This is a genomic window from Micromonospora noduli (assembly GCF_003264365.1).
Taxonomy (GTDB): Bacteria; Actinomycetota; Actinomycetes; order Mycobacteriales; family Micromonosporaceae; genus Micromonospora; species Micromonospora noduli.
In genome coordinates this window covers 72,638-88,485 of record NZ_PYAK01000009.1, presented here as the reverse complement: position 1 = coordinate 88,485, position 15,848 = coordinate 72,638, and the positions used below count along the sequence as shown (strand labels likewise).

The following is a 15,848-nucleotide window of genomic DNA, read 5'->3' as shown; positions in this document are numbered from 1 at the left end:
TGGTTGGACATGCCAACCTGCCTGGTCTCGCGCGTATGGCGAACTTCCGGTGACACGGGCAGCGTCAGTCGCCGCGATCGAAGTTGGTCACAGCGGCTGCGACCTGCGGCGTGAGAGCCGCAGGCGTTGCCGTTCGGGTTCGAAGCGAACGGCAACCTCGCCAGTCCCCTGACAGCGACCGGGGGATCGCTTCGGTGGGTCGCCCCGGTCTGCTCCTCGACCGGCCCGGGTGGGCCGGTCGAGGAGCAGTGGTCGGTTGGTCAGGGGCGTGGCGGGTAGTGGTACTCGCCGTTGGCGACGGATTCTTCGTAGGGGCGTTCGGGGTCGTAGATGGGGTGTGGGGCTCGGGGTCGTACCTCCTTGAAGGTCACGGTGTCGGGCGGCCACTGATCGGGGGTGTGGGGAAGGTCGGTCAGGGCGAGGCGGTGTGTCTCGCCGATCGGCTGCCAGACCGGGTCGGCCGGGTGGCCGTGCTCGGGGTTGCTGGTGACGACGGTGAGGTGCCGCGTGTTGCGGCGCTCGAGGTAGCGGCGCAGTTCCTGCTCGCGCTGCGGGTCGGCGGCGTGGAACAGCAGGGTCGCCAGGCCGGTTTGTTCGGCCAGCCGCCGGTAGGCGTGGACGTGGTCGGCGAGGTCGGCGGGACGGATCTCGCCGGGGTCGGGCTGGTACCAGAACGCGTGGCGGTTGCGGTCGTGGATGTACTCGCCGTGCCAGGCGGCATGTCGCGCCGCGGTGACGTGTCGGCAGGTGCGCGGTGACCACCAGGTGCGTAGGTCACTCCCGGGTTCGGTGAGCGCGTGGGTGGCCAGGTCGACGAAGAAGTCGTTGGCCTGCAGCAGGCCGGGCAGCTCCGCATGTTCGCGGAGCCGGTCGCGGGCCCGGTACACCTGCGCCGGTGTGACGTCGCGGTCTTCGTCGAGTGGGGTGAGTTGGGTGCCGATCGGGCCGAGGCACCACGAGGTGTCGGCGGTGGCCGCGGTGCCGGTGTTCCAGAGGCGGTCGATCCAGCCGCGGCGGGCGAGGATCGCCAGACGTCGGGTGGCCGACGTCGTGGTGGTGGCGAAGCCGAGTGCGGTGAGTTGCGCGGTGGTCAGGACGCGGTGCTCGGCGAGCATCTCGACGGCCCACCAGTCGGGCAGGCGCATGCGGCCGCTCTCGGCCAGGAGCAGCTCCGTCGGGATCGGTCGGGTGGACGGGACAGTGAACTGGGGATGGTGGGTGGTCGACATGACCGTTACCTCCAAGGTGGTGCCACTCCCGGATTGGGGGTGGCAGGGGCGGATGAATGCCTGTGTGACGGCGTCGGTGCGGCACACCTCGGGCGGATCACGCCACCGCGGTCGTGCGTCGCAGTGGGTGACAGTGCGGTGCCAGATCGCCGATTCCGTGTCCGGGCGGCAGCCCGGCACGGAACCGGCTGGTCCGCGCGGCCGGATCACCGGCCGGTCATGCGGTACGGCGAGAATCCGAGCGCGGCTTCTGGCGCCGTCATTAACAAACCGCCGCTTGTGTGCTCTGGCGAACGCCTGCCCCACTCACAGCCACTCACAACGAGGGGTTTTCTCAGTTGAGGTGATCCGTCCCAGGAGCCCTCACCGGGGGAAGGTGACGGCGCCGCGCGAAGAGGGAGCCGGCCTACGCGACTGCCGTCGACGTGGCGGTGGTGGTGGAGAGGCGACGGCGGCTGGCGGCGCGCAGACTGGCCCGGCGTTCGGCTTGCGCCGCCAACGCCTCGGCGGCCTGCGGGGACGCCGCGCCGGTCAGCATGCCGTTGGCGAGGGCTTCGGCGAGGCGGGTGTCGATGCGACCCAACCGCATGCGCAGGGCGTCGGTGCTGATGCCCATCCGGGCCGCGATCGGGTCCATGGCCCGCCGTCCCAGTCGCACGTCGATGTAGGGCTGCTCGTCGTCGGCGTCGAGGATCCCCAGGCGCACCGCGCGGCGTACCAGCACGTCCGGATGCCCGTAGGGCACCTGCGGGGTCCGCGGTCCCGTGACGCGCTCCACGTCCTCGACCGGAACGAACTCGCTGGCCTGCTGGCGCAGCGCGTGCCCGGCGCGCCACCCGGCCCGGCACAACGACGCGTACGGCGCCCGGCGGGCCACGTCCACGTGGTCACGCAGCGCCGCCAGGAAACCCGCGAGGACCTCCGCGCTGATGTCATCGGGGTCACCGCGGTAGCCGTCGGACAACCGCCTCGCGTAGCGGCGCAGCGCCGGCATCGCCATGCCGACCGCAGCGATGACCCACTGCGGCCCGTCCAGGCGGGCACGACGGATCAACTCCCGCCACACCGCGTCGCGGGCCGTGTAGGCGCGCGGGCTCGCCAGCAGCCACTCCCGCAGCGCCGGCAGCGCCACGACACCCGTCGGCAGCCCGACATCTGGACCGAACTCGTCGAGGTCGAGGGACAGGGGAGCCGGGTCGCTGGTCAACGCCGCGAACGCCACATCGAAGGCGTCCAGGGGCGCGGCAGGGAAGATCGTGTCGGACACACTCATGATCAGTACTCCTCGGTCTGAGACCATCGAGGGCCGCCGCCGTCTTTTCGGCGACGCTGGGATGCCGATTACGCCACGACCCACTCACAACCGCTCACAGCGCAGGTCAGGCCCGCTTTTTGCCCCCAGCGGACCGCCGTAGCGCCCCACCCGAACTCCGGGCGTCAGTCCGGCACCTGGCGAGCGACGCGGACGGGCCGCGGTGCGGCTGAGCAGGGCTGTGAGCCACCGAGGCGCACCGTGGGCGGTACCCGGACGCCTCTGCGAAGAGGTCGCGATCGTCGAGCCGCGTCCACCGCTCACAGTCACTCACAGCGGCTCACAGTCACTCACAGCCGCTGACCGAGCCCGTCTGGTCGGCGAATCTCGTCCGTCATCGGCGATCGGATCACTCTCGTTGGCACCGAACAACCTTGGCTGGCATCGGACTGACAGCGCCGATGAACTTCATGCCACCGAAGGCGCGCCGCAGCCATCTCACCGCCGAGGTCGCACCGCCGCTGGTCACTCGCGCTAGGGGTGCTGAGCAGGGCTGTGAGCGTAGGAGTCCATGCGAGATGTGTCCGACAAGGACTCTCCGGGAGCCCTGCCATACACCCTCCCACTCACAGCGACTCACAGCCGCTCACAAAGACTCACAGCGACTCACAGCGGCGTGGCATCCGCTGCCGGCACGCCCGGTAGGCCAGCGGACGACGCCGGCGTGGCGCGAACCCCGACCAAATGCCGCGTCCTCGTCCCTGGGCGTCATGCCCGGCGCCTCACCCATTCGACCGCCGAGGTGTGCGCACCAGTGGGAGAACCCTCGGTCCCGGCTGCCTCGCCCGGAAGCGGGCGATCCGGTGTCAACGAGGGCGGTCGATTGACAGGTTGTCCGTGCGGGCGTTGGCGACCGCGTCCGAGAGGACAGGGACGTCGGCATGAGCGCTGTGTCACTTTGTCCGGACACGTGTTCACGAGCGGTCACATGACGTCGAGAAGTGCCGATCGGTATCGTGCGCGCGGCTATGGCCTCAAGGTGGGCACAGCATGTCCTCGATGCCTGGACCGGTGTCCGTGGCGTCGCGCGTGTCATCGATGCTCGTCGTTGACAACTTGTCCGGCGGGGTTGCTGATCAGGCCCGGGACAACTCTTCCTCGCGTGTCACGCCTGGAGTGACACTGGCGCAGGTTGGCGGAGGTCCGTCCCGTGGCGGCGATGGCCAACCGGCATGACATTAACGCGCCGCGTGGGCGGGTGTGTCAACCGCTCGCCAGCGGTGTCCGCGCTCGTCGGCGACGGACATGTTCGCGGACAGCTTGTCATCGACTTTCATGAGTGCCTGACTGGTCGTCGCCACTTCGCCGTGTGACACGTTGGCACCGTGGCGGAGCCGTCGGCGGACAGGCTGTCGGAGCTTCGTCAACCGCCACACCGCCCACCGTGTCATCGGCTTCTGCCACTGTCCGGGTGGGTTGGCGTCTAGGCGGCGGCCATCGGCGTGGTGTCGGCGCCGGCCCCGTGTGAGCGCACGGACGGGCGGCCTGTGAGCCCCTGTGAGCGGCGGTGAGTCAGGCAGGCGTTCGCCAGAGCACACAGGCGCGGGTTTACAGGTGTCAGCGCCCTGACCGGCGTGGCGCGGGGCCGACATCGAGATGTGTAAGCACCGACGTAAGTACCGCTTGAGTCGTCCCGGCCGGCCGTGCTGGATGTCGCCGAGCCAGGTCGAGCGCCTGTCGGATCTGCTCCTGCGGTCCGGCCGTGAGGCCGAGTCCGCATCCGGGCATCCGGTCTCACCGCCGCGCGCCCCCGTGCCTGACGCCGTACGCCCGTACCCACCGTTGAGGAGATGACCATGAGATCGTCCAGACGCACTCGAACGGTGCCACCGCAGTCTGGGGAAGAGGCGGCCGCGGGTGAGCGGGAGCCGACGTGGACGGCCGAGCGGATCCGCGCCCTGGGTGCCAGCACCGACCTGGCAACCGCCGCGGCGGTGCTCGGCATGTCCCGCTCCGCCGCCTACAAGCTGATCCGCCGCGACGCGTTTCCCGTGCCGCACTTCCGCGTCGGGGCTCACTACCGGATACCGACGGCGCCGCTGCTCGCCGCCCTGCATTTGGGTGACCCCGGCACCACGCCGGAGCGCGCCGTCGGTGCCACGAGTGCCCCACCGTAGGCGCCTTGCGCGCCGACCGGGGGCCCCACCTGTCTAACCCTCACGCCGCGCCAACGCGCGGCCCTCTTCCAGCCCCGACCTTGCGCCGGGACCGTCGTCTGACGGTCCCGGCGACTTGATCGTGCCCGCGGATCACGCGTGGATGTCGATCGACGAAACCGATGCACCCCTACCTGATCTCGAGGAGCACCACCTGCCATGCCTGACGGAAGCGTCTTCAAACGCTGCGGCTGCCGCCACCCCGACACCGGAAAGCCCTTCGGCAACGACTGTCCGAAGCTGCGCCGCCCCAACCGCGCCTGGAGTTCCGAGCACGGCCACTGGGCCTACCAACTTGAACTCCCACCTACCGCCGACGGCCGACGTCGCCAACTACGCCGCGCCGGCCTGCCCAACCGCCGCGCCGCTGCCGACGAACTCGACCAGGCCCGGGAACTGCTCGCCCTCGCCCCGCGTGGGGACCGGCGGCGCCGCACCGACATCGCCGACCTACTTCAGGCCGCGGTGCGGGCCAAGCGCCCCCTACCCGAGGTCAACCGCCTACGGCAGCGGCTGCGCGGCGACGGCCCTCTTGCGGACACGCCGACCCTTGCTGAGTACCTCACCGGCTGGCTGACCCACCTCATGGTCGACGAGAACACGCAGCGCGGCTACGAATCGATCACCCGGGTCCACCTCGTCCCACACCTGGGGGACATCCCGCTGGACAAGCTGCGCACCACCCACATCCGCGCCATGTTCGCTGCCATCGAGCGCCGCAACGACGAGATCACCGCCGCGAAGGCGAGCACCGACCCAGCGATCCGCACGACCGTCACTGGCGTGCGACCCACCGGCGCTAGCACACGCCAGCGCATCCGCGCCTGTCTACGCAAGGCGATCAACGACGCCCTCGCCGACGAACTCATCGTCGGCGCCAACCCCGCAGCCCTGGTCAAGGTGCCCGCCGACCGGCCCCTGCCAATCGTGTGGGAGGACGAACGCGTACAGCGGTGGAAGAGCACCGGCGAGGTCCCCGGACCGGTGATGGTGTGGACCGACTCCCAGGTCGTGCGGTTCCTCGACTACGCCGCCGCGCACGCTCCGGACCTGCATCCGATGTGGCACTACATGGCCTACCGCGGACCCCGCCGCGGCGAGGCGTGCGGCCTGCGTGACAGCGAGGTTCGCCTGCACCGACGGGAGACCACCATCAACAACCAGATCGCCACCCACGGCTACACCGCTGTGCAGAAACCGCCGAAGAGCAGAGCCGGCAACCGCGACGTCGCCCTCGACGCCGACACCGTCAAGGTCCTCACCGCCTACAGGGCCCACCGCGCCCAGTGGCAACTCGCCGCCGGCCAGGCGTGGCCCGACACCGGACTGTTCTTCGTCCGCCCCGACGGGCAGCCGTGGCACCCAAGCGCCGTCACCCAACGGTTCCGGCGGCTTGTCCGCAAAGCCGGGCTACCCCCGACCCGGCTGCACGACCTACGCCACAGCGCCGCCACCATCGCCCTCGACGCCGGCATCGACATCAAAGTCGTCTCCGAGCAACTCGGTCACTCCACCACGACCCTGACTCGCGACACCTACCAGAGTGTCACTAGGCGGATGCACCAGGACGCCGCCGATGCTGTCGCGAAGAAGATCAACCAGAAACGCCGCAAGGCGGGGTAAACCCCACCTCACGAAAGCGGCGGCGGACGACCGTGTGCGGCCGGGCCGGCCCCGGTCGCCCGAGCGAATACGCTCGCAACGTGGGCGGTGACGACAAGCGGCTGAGCCGGCGGGGCAGCTTCGACGAAGACCCGGACAACTACCAGGCGGCCCGGCCGGGATACCCGCGGCGGGTGTATGAGGTGCTTGCCGAGTGCGGGCTGCGACCGGGTGCGCGCGTCCTGGAGATCGGACCCGGCACCGGGCAGGTGACCCGTCCCCTCGTGGACGCCGGCGCGTCGGTGCTGGCGGTGGAACTCGGTGGCAGGCTGGCAACTCGGCTGCGAACGAACCTGACCGGCCACGACGTGACCGTCGTCGAGGGCGACTTCGCCACCGTGGCGCTGCCCGACGACACCTTCGACCTGGCGGTCTGCGCCACCGCGTTCCACTGGCTGGACGCGGGCGCGGCGGTGCGACGGCTGGCCCGCCTGGTGCGGCCGGGCGGAGGGCTGGCGGTGTGGTGGACGGTCTTCGGCGACCCCCGACCGCAGCCCGCCCTGGCGTACGGAGCTGGACGCGGTGTACCGACGGTGGCTACCGGGGCAGGGGCGCGGCCCCGCCGGTAGGCCAGCGCCGCTGCGGGTCGCCGAGCGCATGGCGGAACTGCGGGCAGGTGACTGGTTCGGCCCCGTCCAGGTCGAGATGATCCGCTGGAAGCACCAGCTGACCCCGCACGGCGCGCGCGTGCTGTGGGGGACCTTCCCGAACGTCCGCGAGCTGAGTACTGACCAGCGCGAGGCGTTCCTCGACGGCGTCGCCGAGGTGATCGCCCGCCAACCCGGGGCGACGGCGATCGACCACTACGTCACCGCGCTGTACACAGCGCCGCGGCGAGACAGCTCCGCCCTTCCGGCCGGTTCTTGAAAGCGGGCAGCGGACGACTGAAGGCCGCCAGCGATCCACGCCTTCAACAGGGACTGGGCCAGCCGGGACTGCAGGAGCCGGACACCACCTGCAAGCCGATGCGCCCCTCCCATTGGACGGGGCAGCTCAGGGCCGCCCGGAGGGTGTTCCGGTGTCGGTGGCGGTGTGGCTGCGTTCGAGGATCAGCAGGTAGGAGAACAGGCCAGGCTTCGCACCGAGCACCTGTTCGTGGGCGGAGAGGATTTCGCCCGTGTGGGGGTGGACGATGAACTGCGTCTGGGAGTTGTCGGCCGTCACGGTGAAGCCGAGGCCGGTTCGTCCGGTGAGGTCAGTCCGCTCGCCCTGGTAGGCGATGGTCGGCACGTTCGCGAGGACGCGCAGTGTGGCTGCGCGCTGTGCTCGGTCGAGGTATTGGCTGATGGCGACGCCGACGACGCCGTGGACGAGCATGCGCGGGTATGCGGCCTCGCCGGCCAGCTCGCGTGGGGCCAGCTCACCAGCGAGCTCGGCGATGTCGGTGGTCAGCGGTTCGGGAAGGTACGGCTCGAGATCGCCGCTGACGTATCGCGTCGACGTCGTCCCGGCAGCGGCGAACTGGCGGCGCTCGTCGGATGTCGGGCGGTGGGCGAGGCCACGCACGTCGGGGAGCCGGCGCGTCACCTCGCGGCCGGAGTCGTCTGTGTCGCGGCGCCAGCGCTGTAGGTCCGAGCGGGTGATGACATTGGTGGCGCGGGTCCAGGATTGGGTGTGCAGGTAGGTGTAGGGCAGGCCGACGGTTTGATCGGCGGGGGCGGCTGTGATGGTGCCGGCGAGCAGGCGCAGGCGCTGCTGGGGGGTGAGGCCCGGCGGGGTCGCCGCGAGCGCTGGGGATGTGGACGCTGGTGGCGTCGTGGGGGTTGGTGTGGCCGGTGTCGGGGCGGAGGGTCCGGGGTGGCAGCCGGCGAGGAGGAGGCCGGCGATTAGCCCTGCCGACCGTCGACGCGTGGTGGGGGTGGTGCGGAGCACGGTGTCTCGTGTCCTTCCGATGCGAGTCTGGTGCGGGTGCGCCCAGGCAGGCTGTCCCGGTGGTGGGTGGTCAGGTGTGGGCGGTCTAGCTGGCGCCGGGCGTCGCGGTCATAGCGAAGCGCGTGGGGTGACCGGCGGGTCGGTGGCTGTGGTGTGCATGCGGTACAGGGCGGCTGCCATGCGCGCGATGGCGGGGTGGTGGGTATGGGCACGGCGGTGGTCGGTGATGGGGCGTGGCGTTGGGCCAGGTGCAGACGCTGGGCCATGGCCATCATCGGATTGGTGATCTGCCGGGAGACAGCTCTCCAGGTGATGTGCAGTTCTGTGCCGGTCGCGCCGACGGCGACGCGTTGGATCGGGCCGAGCGCGTAGGAGGCGGCCTGGCTCGTCTTGCCGGGTGAACGAGGTGTGGGGTGCGGTGCAGGACGACGGCGGCGACGGCGCTGCGGATCTCGTCGGCCAGAACCGGTGTGCGCCCGCAGGACGGCGAGCACAGGTAGACCCTGCCGCAGCCGGGCAGCTGGATGAGGACCATGGATCGCGCGCAGGTGTGGCAGGCCAGGAGGTCGGGTGGCACGGGCGCGGCCTGCACGGCGCGGGCCCGCGAGACCCATTCCTCGACCGTCGCCGGCGACAGGCCATGGCCGCGGGCCACGTCCGGGAAGGCTCGGTGCAGGCCGTGGACGGCGGCATGCTTGATGCTCGCGGCGACGACTTCGGCGACAAAGGCGGGTGTCCACGCGGCGAGGACTGGCGTCCGCGTCGGCATCGGCTTTCCTTCCTGCTGTTCGTGTTCGTGTTCGTGTTCGTGTTCGTGTTCGTGTTCGTGTTCGGGTGGTGGGTGCGGGTAGCACCGCTGGGCTGGTGCAGGCGGTCGCGGCCGAAGGCTGCTGCCGATCTGGGCGGGAGGTGTGGCCGGCGGCGACAGCGGGGGACTGTCGTCGCCGGCCACGTCGGTCGCCGCTGCCGTCCCTCTATGGGCGGGCGACCGGCTTGTACGTCCCGGCGTGGGCCCAGCGCAGATGGCGGGCGGTGACGCGGGGACGGGGATAGAGAAGCTCAGTCAGGGCTGTGACCTGGGCGTCTGCACCCGGCCTAGCGTTGCGCGTTGGGTTGGGCGCGCGTCGGCGCGGTGACGGTCGCCGGCTTGGCGGTGTTCACGGGCCAGGCTCCGCGAGCCGGGTGAGGGTTGCGGCGCAGCGGGGCGATGACCGGCCCGTCGGGCAGGGTGAGCCTGGGTCTCGCGAGGTAGCCGTGCCGGCGGTACAAGTCCTGGCTGTAGGGCGTGGTTTCGGTCCACGAGGGCATGTGGATGCGGTCGAGGCGGCTCTCGTGGTGGGTGAGCATCGCCGCGCCGATTCCGCGCCGCTGGGCGGCGGGTAGGACGGCGAGGACTGCCAGGTGGTAGTGGGGCTCGGTGGGTCGGACTTGGGTGAGCAGCTGGTCGAGGAGTTCAAACTGCCGCGCGTGCGGGCCGGCGGCGTCGGCCAGTCGGCGGCGGTAGTTCGACGGTGGCGGGATGCTGCGGTAGCGGTGAAACCCGATCGCGGCGGCGCTCAGGTCGTTGGTGATCTGAATGTCGCCGAAGAACATGGCGTGCTCGACTCAGATCACTGCCACATCGGCCAGGATCCGCCGCCGGCAGGTCGGATCCGGCACTAGCCACTGGGCGAGCGGGCCGGAGTGCAGGGCGTCGGCGACGATCGCGGCGACCGGTTCCTTGTCCGCCCACCGGGCGGCACGGATACGCGGAATGACGTCCATGAGATGCCTCCAAGGGCAGCGGATCGGGTGGGATGGCGGGGCTCACCGGTAGGCGGCGGTGGCGAGGTCACCGACGGCGGCGTCAACCGCGGCGGTAATGTCGCGTACCTGCCGGTGGTGCTGCGCGGCGATGGTGCGTAGTTGCACGGTGAGGGCGGCGATGTCGTCGGCGAGGTACAGGTGGTTGGTCAGTCCGAGGGTCGCGACGAGGCCGCCGAGGGCTGCGGTGTGGTTGTCGGGCTGGTCACGGCCGGCGGCGATGTAGTGCAGCCGGGCGCGGGCGACGACCGGCCACTTGAGGTCGGCGGGCAGGTAGCGGTCGGTGCGGGCCAGCCCGCCGAGGCGGCGGCGCACGTCGTGGCGCAGGATCCCGCCGGCGTGCAGGCCGGCGCGGGTGCGGTCATACAGGTCGTCGGCGAACCCGCGCAGCCACCCCCGCAGGGATGGGGTCGGGTGGGCGTAGCGGATGGAGGCCAGGGCGGTGTCGGCGATCAGGTCCCCGACCGGGCGGTCCAGGTGCAGCCAGACACGCTGCTCCTCGCCCGGCCCGGTGTCGTCGGTGTCGAGAGCGATCCGCCTGGCGAGGAACAGGTCGATGAGTACCGCACCAGCCATGCCGAGGGCGAGGGCCTGGCGGTGGATGTGCGGCTGGCCGGTGTCGTCGTCGTGACCGAGCAGGAACAACTCGTCGCGCAACGGCAACTGGGGGATGGAGGTCATGTTCATCCCGCCCTCTACCGCAGCCCGCCGGCGCGCTGTCGGAGGCGGGCGTGCATCCCGCCGTAGGCGGCCTGCGGCTGCGGAAGCAGCAGCTTGTCGACGGCGGCGAGGACCGTGTAGTTCGGGTCGCAGACGTTGCCGATCGGCGCCCTTCCCGCCTGCGACACCAGTTGGTAGGCGTCGAGCTGCTGCAGGCCGGTGAGGTCACTCACCCAGCCGACCAGGTCGCGGTGCGCGATCCGGTACGCGTCTTCCAGGGGACGGGCGCAGCCAACTGACATGATCGACGTGTCGGTCTCCAGGCGGGGCCACACCGTCGGGACGCCCTTGATGACCTCGATGATCAGGGTGGTGGTCGTGGCGATCTCCACCCCGACCCCGCAGGCCTCACCCTCGCCCTGGCGGGCGTGGCCGTCGCCGAGGGCGAGCATCGCCCCGTGCACGTTCACCCCCAGGTACAGGGTGGCCCCGGCGCGCAGCTCCGGGCTGTCCAGGTTCCCGCCATGGGAGTCGGGGACGATCGTGGAGCGGGCCTCGAACCCGCCGGGCGCGACCCCGATCGTGCCGATCATCGGGTCCAGGGGCAGGTCGACGCTGTGGTCGCTGCCCGTGGCGTGGAAGCGGATCGTCCCGGCCTGTCGGTCGATGTCGTACACCCACACCCGCTCCTCCAGCGGCGGCTGCAGCGTAGCGGTTTGCGAGGTCGAAGTGAGTGCTCCGAAGTGCGGGAACGTCGACGAGACTCCCCAGTCCCGGGCGGGCTCGATGGCAGCGAGGTGGATCGCGAGGGTGTCGCCGGACTCAGCGTCCTCGACGAAGAACGGCCCCGACACCGGGTTTAGGTACGGCATCCGGCACACCCGCGACGGCAGATCCGCCGGCCCGCGCACGAGACCGCCGAAGCAGTCCTCCGTGAACACCCGCAGCACGTCGCCGGAGCGGACGTGGGCCACCGGCATCCGGCCACCGAAGGTGTAGGCCAACTCATCGCGAGCCGGACGGTAAGTGATCGTGTCCATGGCGGTCACACCCGTTCCACGTGGCGGGCCTGCGGCTGCGTGGGCGCCAAACCCGACAGCGCGGGCCGGCGGCCGGCCAGGTACAGGCCAGCGAGCACGACCATGCCGAGGGCGAGCCACGCCAGACCGAGGCGCTGCGCGGCGATGTTGGCGTTGACCACCACGTAGGCGAGGATCGCGAACCCGATCCCGGGCATGACCAGGTGCGCCCACCAGTTCCCGCTGCGCTGGCGGATGAGGTGGTGCACGACCACGGAGACGTGCAGGACCAGAAAGGCGACCATCGCCCCGAAGTTGATCAGCGACGACAGCAGCGTGATCCCGTCCGCGCGGGTGGCCATGTACAGGCCGAGCACCAGGGACACCGCGCCGGTGAGCAGGGTCGCGTTGATCGGCACGTTCCGGCGGATCGAAACCTTCGCCAAGAAGGCGGGCAGTTGCCGGTCCCGCGCCATCGCGTACAACAGCCGGGACGTGGCGACCTGGGCGACCATCGAGTTCGGCAGGCCCCAAGCGATCGCGGTCGCCACCGCGCACAGGGTCGCCAGCCACCCTCCGCCAGCCACCTGCGCGGCGTCGTAGAAGGCGGTGCCGTTCGGATCCCCGTCGCTGAGCAGCGAGGCCGGCTCGGGGACGAGCATCGCGGCCAGCCAGGTCTGGGCGATGAACAGCACCCCGGCCAGGATGAGGACGGCGGCCATGGCCCGGCCGATCTGCCGGGAACCGCCCTTGGTCTCCTCGGCCAGCATGGAGATGCCGTCGAAGCCAAGGAAGGACAGCACCGCGATCGACACCGCACCGGCGACAAGCGACCAGGTGAACGTGTCGGAGTTGTAGAACGCGTCCCAACTGAACCTGCCCCTACCCGAGGCAAGAGCCCAACCGGCGACAGCGAGGAAGACCGCCAGGACGACCAACTCACCGACCAGCATCACCCGGGTCACCATCGCGGTCATCCGCATCCCGACAGAGTTGACGACCGTGTTGACCGCGACGAACCCGAGCAGCCACAACCAGACCGGCGCCGCCGGGACGGTGGCGTGCATCGCTACCGACGCCACCAGGTAGAGCAGACCCGGCACGAGGACGTAGTCGAGCAGGATCACCCAGCCGGCCAGGAACCCGACCGGCGCGCTGATGCCCCGGCCGGCGTAGTTGTAGACGCTTCCCGACATCGGGAACGCCCTGACCATCTGCGCGTAGGAGAACGCGGTGAACACCAACGCCACCACACCGACCGCGTACGCCAGGGCCACCATCCCGCCGGAGCCGGCGTACACGCTGCCGAAGATCGCCATCGGCGCGATCGGCACCATGTACACCAATCCATACGCGACCAAGTCCCGAAACCGGAGTTGGCGGCTCAGTTCCTGTCGATATCCATATCGGGAGAGGTCATTCTGAAAACTCATCACACTCCTCAAAATGTTTGCGTCCTGGCCAATCGCGCAACTCGCAGCTGACTCGTCAGCGAAGGCAACTGCTTCGTCGAACCTGAACCGCTGCTAATGATTTCGACCAGCAAGCCGACGGGTATCTCAGCAACGAGATTTGCTCACCGAGACAGATGAGTCGATAGCGTTGATGCGGACACACGGTGTTGTCCGCATGCAACTGTCCGCGTAGCGTTCGACCACGTACGGTCAGACCTTCCGGATGCGGCAGTGACGAACAGACAGCACTCAGGGGTACCGGTGGCGCAAACTCCACGACGGCTGACCCCGCACCGATCGGCGCTGCACGGATTCGGGGCCGCGCTTCGGCAGTGGCGCGAGTGCCGCGGGCTGTCCCAGCGCGCTCTAGGCAGGCTGGTGCACGTCAGTGGGGACCTTGTCGGCAAGGTGGAGAAGGCCGAACGCTGGCCGTCCGCCCGCTTCGTCGAGTCGTGTGAGGGGGCACTGCAGACGGGTGGTGAGCTGGTCCGCTTTCTGTCAGACCTCGAGAGTGGGCGTCGCCTCACCAGCGTCGGCTACCGCTTGGTCGGCGGTGCGGAGGGCCAACTCCGGGCCTCCATCGATCATCCCGACAGGCCCTACCTGCTCCGCTCGTGGCACGAGCAGCTCGCCGGTCTGGCCATTGCCGGAAACCGCATCGGATACGCCGGGATGGCGTCCACCGCCCATGCGCAGATCAGCATCGCGGCCGCGGTCGGGCGGCGAAGCCGTTCAGGCGATCGCCGAGACGTACTCATCGCGCAGGCACTGTGGGCGGAGTTTCTCAGCTGGATCGACGAGCAGGGCGACGCCGCCGAGGCTGACGCCTGGCTGCGACGCGCCCAGCAGCAGGCCGTCGAAGCCAACGCGCCGGCGCTCGCCAGCTACGTCCTGATGAGGCAGAGCCAACGCGCCCTCGAACGCTTCGATCCGCGTAATGCCATTGCCTTGGCGCAGCGGGCGCTGGAGGAGGTCCGGCTACCAGGCCGTATCCGCGCTCTACTGCTGATCCGCCAGGCCCAGGCCTACGCGATGGGAGGCGACCAGAACGCCTGTGCAGCCAGCATCGACAAGGCGCACAGGGTCGCCGGCAGCGCCGACTGGGGCTCGGAACTGCCGATCGATGTCGGCGTCCACTGCGACGCGGTGTACGTGGCTGCCCACGAAGCGCAATGCCGTCTGCTCCTCGGCCAACCGGCGGCTGCTGCCGATCTCTACGAGCAACTCCTGCGCCACTGGCCAGCTCAGTGGCGCGTCGACGAGGCCCTTTGGCGATCGGCCCTGTCCACCGCCTATCTCAACAGGGGCGACGTCGAGCGCGCGGCGACCGAGGCCGCCAACGCCCTGGCCTTGGCCACTGGCACCTCCTCCGCGCGGGCTCTGCGCTGGTTGAACCCGACGGCGGTGGCCCTGCGCCAGCAGACAGCCATTCCCGAGGCGGCGGCCTTCGTGCTCGCCTATCGGCGGGCGACCCTCGAAGCGTGTAACCATTAGCCCGTGGATCTCATCACCACGGCGACGAGCACCGACGAGTCCGAACGAGCAGCGTCCGTCGCGGTCCTCCCAGTCGGGAGTTTCGAACAGCACGGCGCCCACCTCCCGCTGCTGACGGACACCATCGTGGCATGCGCGATTGCGAAGGCAGTCGCCGAGCGCTACGGCCTCTTTCTGCTGCCGCCCGTGACGATCTCCTGCTCCCACGAGCACGCCGCGTGGCGTGGAACGGTCAGTATCAGCGCCACCACCCTCGCCGCCGTGGTCGTTGACATCGCTGACTCCCTGCGTGAATCGGGCGTCGACCGGCTCGCTGTGATCAACGGACACGGCGGGAACTACGCGCTTGCCAACATCGTTCAGGAAGCCAACGTCGCCGGACCGAGGATGACCCTGTTCCCCGCTCGGGCCGACTGGGACGACGCGCGAGTTGCCGCCGGCCTGCACAGCACAGCCCACCAGGACATGCACGCTGGCGAGCTCGAGGTTTCGCTGCTTCTGCACGTTGCGCCGGAGGTGGTGCGTGATGGCTTCCAGCAGGCCGACCACCTAGCGGACGATCGACGTCACCTCCTCACGCGGGGCATGAGTGGCTACACCACCAGCGGCGTCATTGGTTTGCCGTCCCACGCCACCGCGGCCAAGGGCAAGGCCGTACTCGAAGACCTTGTTCGCTCCTTCGCCGACCACTACGGCCTCCTGCCGAGACCCAAGGCATGACCAGGAATGATGATGGACGAGAGCACATACGCCGGCCCGGAAGACCGAGCCTTGCCGGTGGCCGCGCCGGTGTCCCGGCGACCGGTTGACGAGCCCGCCGTCGTCCGGCCCGCGTGGAAGTTGTTCGAGGAGGACCTGTGAGGCTGGGCGACAGGATCGCTGAAGTGCCGGTGGATGACGCCGTCCGCGCCTCCGTGAGTTATGACCAGCTGCGTACCGGCGATGACGGCCTGTACTGGCTGGAGACTCGCCCCGACGCCGGCGAGGGTACGACGGTGACACGGTGGCGGTCCGGCGAGGGCACGCATGATGTCAGTCCGAAGGGCTTCGATGTCGCCAGCGGCGTGCACGCGTATGGGGGCGGATCGTTCGCTGTCGTCGAGGGGACGTTGTGGTGCGTCGGCGGAGATGGCCTCTATCGGAGCCGTCGTCACGGCGATGAACTCGAATTGGTCAGCCATGGATGC

15 protein-coding genes are annotated in these 15,848 nt (G+C 69.9%); 7 read left to right on the top strand and 8 right to left on the bottom strand.

Annotated features, from left to right (window positions below):
* Positions 1–260: 260 nt before the first annotated feature.
* Positions 261–1,229 carry a replication-relaxation family protein gene (locus tag GUI43_RS09935; protein WP_112698599.1) on the bottom strand — a complete coding sequence of 323 codons (969 nt, stop codon included), beginning with the start codon at positions 1,227–1,229 and terminating at the stop codon, positions 261–263.
* Positions 1,230–1,635: 406 nt separating this feature from the next.
* Complete coding sequence (locus GUI43_RS09930) at positions 1,636–2,502, bottom strand: RNA polymerase sigma factor (RefSeq protein ID WP_112698598.1); 867 nt, start codon at positions 2,500–2,502, stop codon at positions 1,636–1,638.
* A 1,835-nt stretch (positions 2,503–4,337) separates the two neighbouring features.
* On the opposite strand from GUI43_RS09930, the gene GUI43_RS09925 reads away from it, so the two are divergent.
* From GUI43_RS09925 to GUI43_RS34515, 4 genes are all read left to right on the top strand, one after another.
* Positions 4,338–4,658 carry a helix-turn-helix domain-containing protein gene (locus tag GUI43_RS09925; RefSeq protein WP_249037702.1) on the top strand — a complete coding sequence of 107 codons (321 nt, stop codon included), beginning with the start codon at positions 4,338–4,340 and terminating at the stop codon, positions 4,656–4,658.
* 198 nt (positions 4,659–4,856) lie between these two features.
* The gene (locus tag GUI43_RS09920; RefSeq protein WP_112698596.1) at positions 4,857–6,320 is read left to right on the top strand and encodes a site-specific integrase; all 1,464 of its coding nucleotides are present in this window, start codon (positions 4,857–4,859) and stop codon (positions 6,318–6,320) included.
* 80 nt (positions 6,321–6,400) lie between these two features.
* Positions 6,401–6,928, top strand: a complete 528-nt coding sequence (locus tag GUI43_RS34520; RefSeq protein ID WP_249037701.1) for a class I SAM-dependent methyltransferase — start codon at positions 6,401–6,403, stop codon at positions 6,926–6,928.
* 28 nt (positions 6,929–6,956) lie between these two features.
* A complete protein-coding gene (locus tag GUI43_RS34515) occupies positions 6,957–7,226 on the top strand; it encodes a hypothetical protein (protein ID WP_249037700.1) in 270 nt (89 codons plus the stop codon).
* 126 nt (positions 7,227–7,352) lie between these two features.
* Here GUI43_RS34515 and GUI43_RS09910 read toward each other — a convergent pair whose 3' ends face one another.
* The 6 genes from GUI43_RS09910 to GUI43_RS09885 form a co-directional block, all read right to left on the bottom strand.
* The gene (locus tag GUI43_RS09910; RefSeq protein ID WP_249037699.1) at positions 7,353–8,231 is read right to left on the bottom strand and encodes a hypothetical protein; all 879 of its coding nucleotides are present in this window, start codon (positions 8,229–8,231) and stop codon (positions 7,353–7,355) included.
* Between the two features lie 1,095 nt (positions 8,232–9,326).
* On the bottom strand, positions 9,327–9,824 hold the full coding sequence (locus tag GUI43_RS09900) for a GNAT family N-acetyltransferase (RefSeq protein WP_249037698.1): 498 nt from the start codon (positions 9,822–9,824) through the stop codon (positions 9,327–9,329).
* Between the two features lie 12 nt (positions 9,825–9,836).
* Positions 9,837–9,995, bottom strand: coding sequence for a hypothetical protein (locus tag GUI43_RS34510; protein WP_249037697.1), 159 nt, complete (start codon positions 9,993–9,995; stop codon positions 9,837–9,839).
* Between the two features lie 42 nt (positions 9,996–10,037).
* Positions 10,038–10,715, bottom strand: a complete 678-nt coding sequence (locus GUI43_RS09895) for a GOLPH3/VPS74 family protein (protein ID WP_112698666.1) — start codon at positions 10,713–10,715, stop codon at positions 10,038–10,040.
* A gap of 14 nt (positions 10,716–10,729) precedes the next feature.
* Positions 10,730–11,743 (bottom strand): acetamidase/formamidase family protein, encoded by a 1,014-nt coding sequence (locus GUI43_RS09890; RefSeq protein ID WP_112698595.1) that lies wholly within the window; start codon positions 11,741–11,743, stop codon positions 10,730–10,732.
* Complete coding sequence (locus tag GUI43_RS09885) at positions 11,740–13,146, bottom strand: APC family permease (protein WP_112698594.1); 1,407 nt, start codon at positions 13,144–13,146, stop codon at positions 11,740–11,742. Before GUI43_RS09885 ends, GUI43_RS09890 begins: the two co-directional genes overlap by 4 nt.
* Before the next feature lie 282 nt (positions 13,147–13,428).
* Here GUI43_RS09885 and GUI43_RS09880 point away from each other — a divergent pair, with 282 nt between their 5' ends.
* From GUI43_RS09880 to GUI43_RS34895, 3 genes are read left to right on the top strand one after another with little or no spacing between them, the layout of a single operon-like run.
* Positions 13,429–14,661, top strand: a complete 1,233-nt coding sequence (locus GUI43_RS09880; protein WP_112698593.1) for an NsdA family TPR-like regulatory protein — start codon at positions 13,429–13,431, stop codon at positions 14,659–14,661.
* 3 nt (positions 14,662–14,664) lie between these two features.
* Positions 14,665–15,381, top strand: coding sequence for a creatininase family protein (locus tag GUI43_RS09875; protein WP_112698592.1), 717 nt, complete (start codon positions 14,665–14,667; stop codon positions 15,379–15,381).
* A gap of 12 nt (positions 15,382–15,393) precedes the next feature.
* Positions 15,394–15,522, top strand: coding sequence for a hypothetical protein (locus GUI43_RS34895; RefSeq protein WP_283016227.1), 129 nt, complete (start codon positions 15,394–15,396; stop codon positions 15,520–15,522).
* Positions 15,523–15,848 lie beyond the last annotated feature (326 nt).

Bases quoted from the DNA above. Each gene is read 5' to 3' on its own strand.
- GUI43_RS09920 (WP_112698596.1), top strand. From the start codon at position 4,857: ATGCCTGACGGAAGCGTCTTCAAACGCTGCGGCTGCCGCCACCCCGAC.
- GUI43_RS34895 (WP_283016227.1), top strand. From the start codon at position 15,394: ATGGACGAGAGCACATACGCCGGCCCGGAAGACCGAGCCTTGCCGGTG.
- GUI43_RS09935 (WP_112698599.1), bottom strand. From the start codon at position 1,229: ATGTCGACCACCCACCATCCCCAGTTCACTGTCCCGTCCACCCGACCG.
- GUI43_RS09925 (WP_249037702.1), top strand. From the start codon at position 4,338: ATGAGATCGTCCAGACGCACTCGAACGGTGCCACCGCAGTCTGGGGAA.
- GUI43_RS09895 (WP_112698666.1), bottom strand. From the start codon at position 10,715: ATGACCTCCATCCCCCAGTTGCCGTTGCGCGACGAGTTGTTCCTGCTC.
- GUI43_RS09900 (WP_249037698.1), bottom strand. From the start codon at position 9,824: ATGTTCTTCGGCGACATTCAGATCACCAACGACCTGAGCGCCGCCGCG.
- GUI43_RS34515 (WP_249037700.1), top strand. From the start codon at position 6,957: ATGGCGGAACTGCGGGCAGGTGACTGGTTCGGCCCCGTCCAGGTCGAG.
- GUI43_RS34510 (WP_249037697.1), bottom strand. From the start codon at position 9,995: ATGGACGTCATTCCGCGTATCCGTGCCGCCCGGTGGGCGGACAAGGAA.
- GUI43_RS09930 (WP_112698598.1), bottom strand. From the start codon at position 2,502: ATGAGTGTGTCCGACACGATCTTCCCTGCCGCGCCCCTGGACGCCTTC.
- GUI43_RS09885 (WP_112698594.1), bottom strand. From the start codon at position 13,146: ATGAGTTTTCAGAATGACCTCTCCCGATATGGATATCGACAGGAACTG.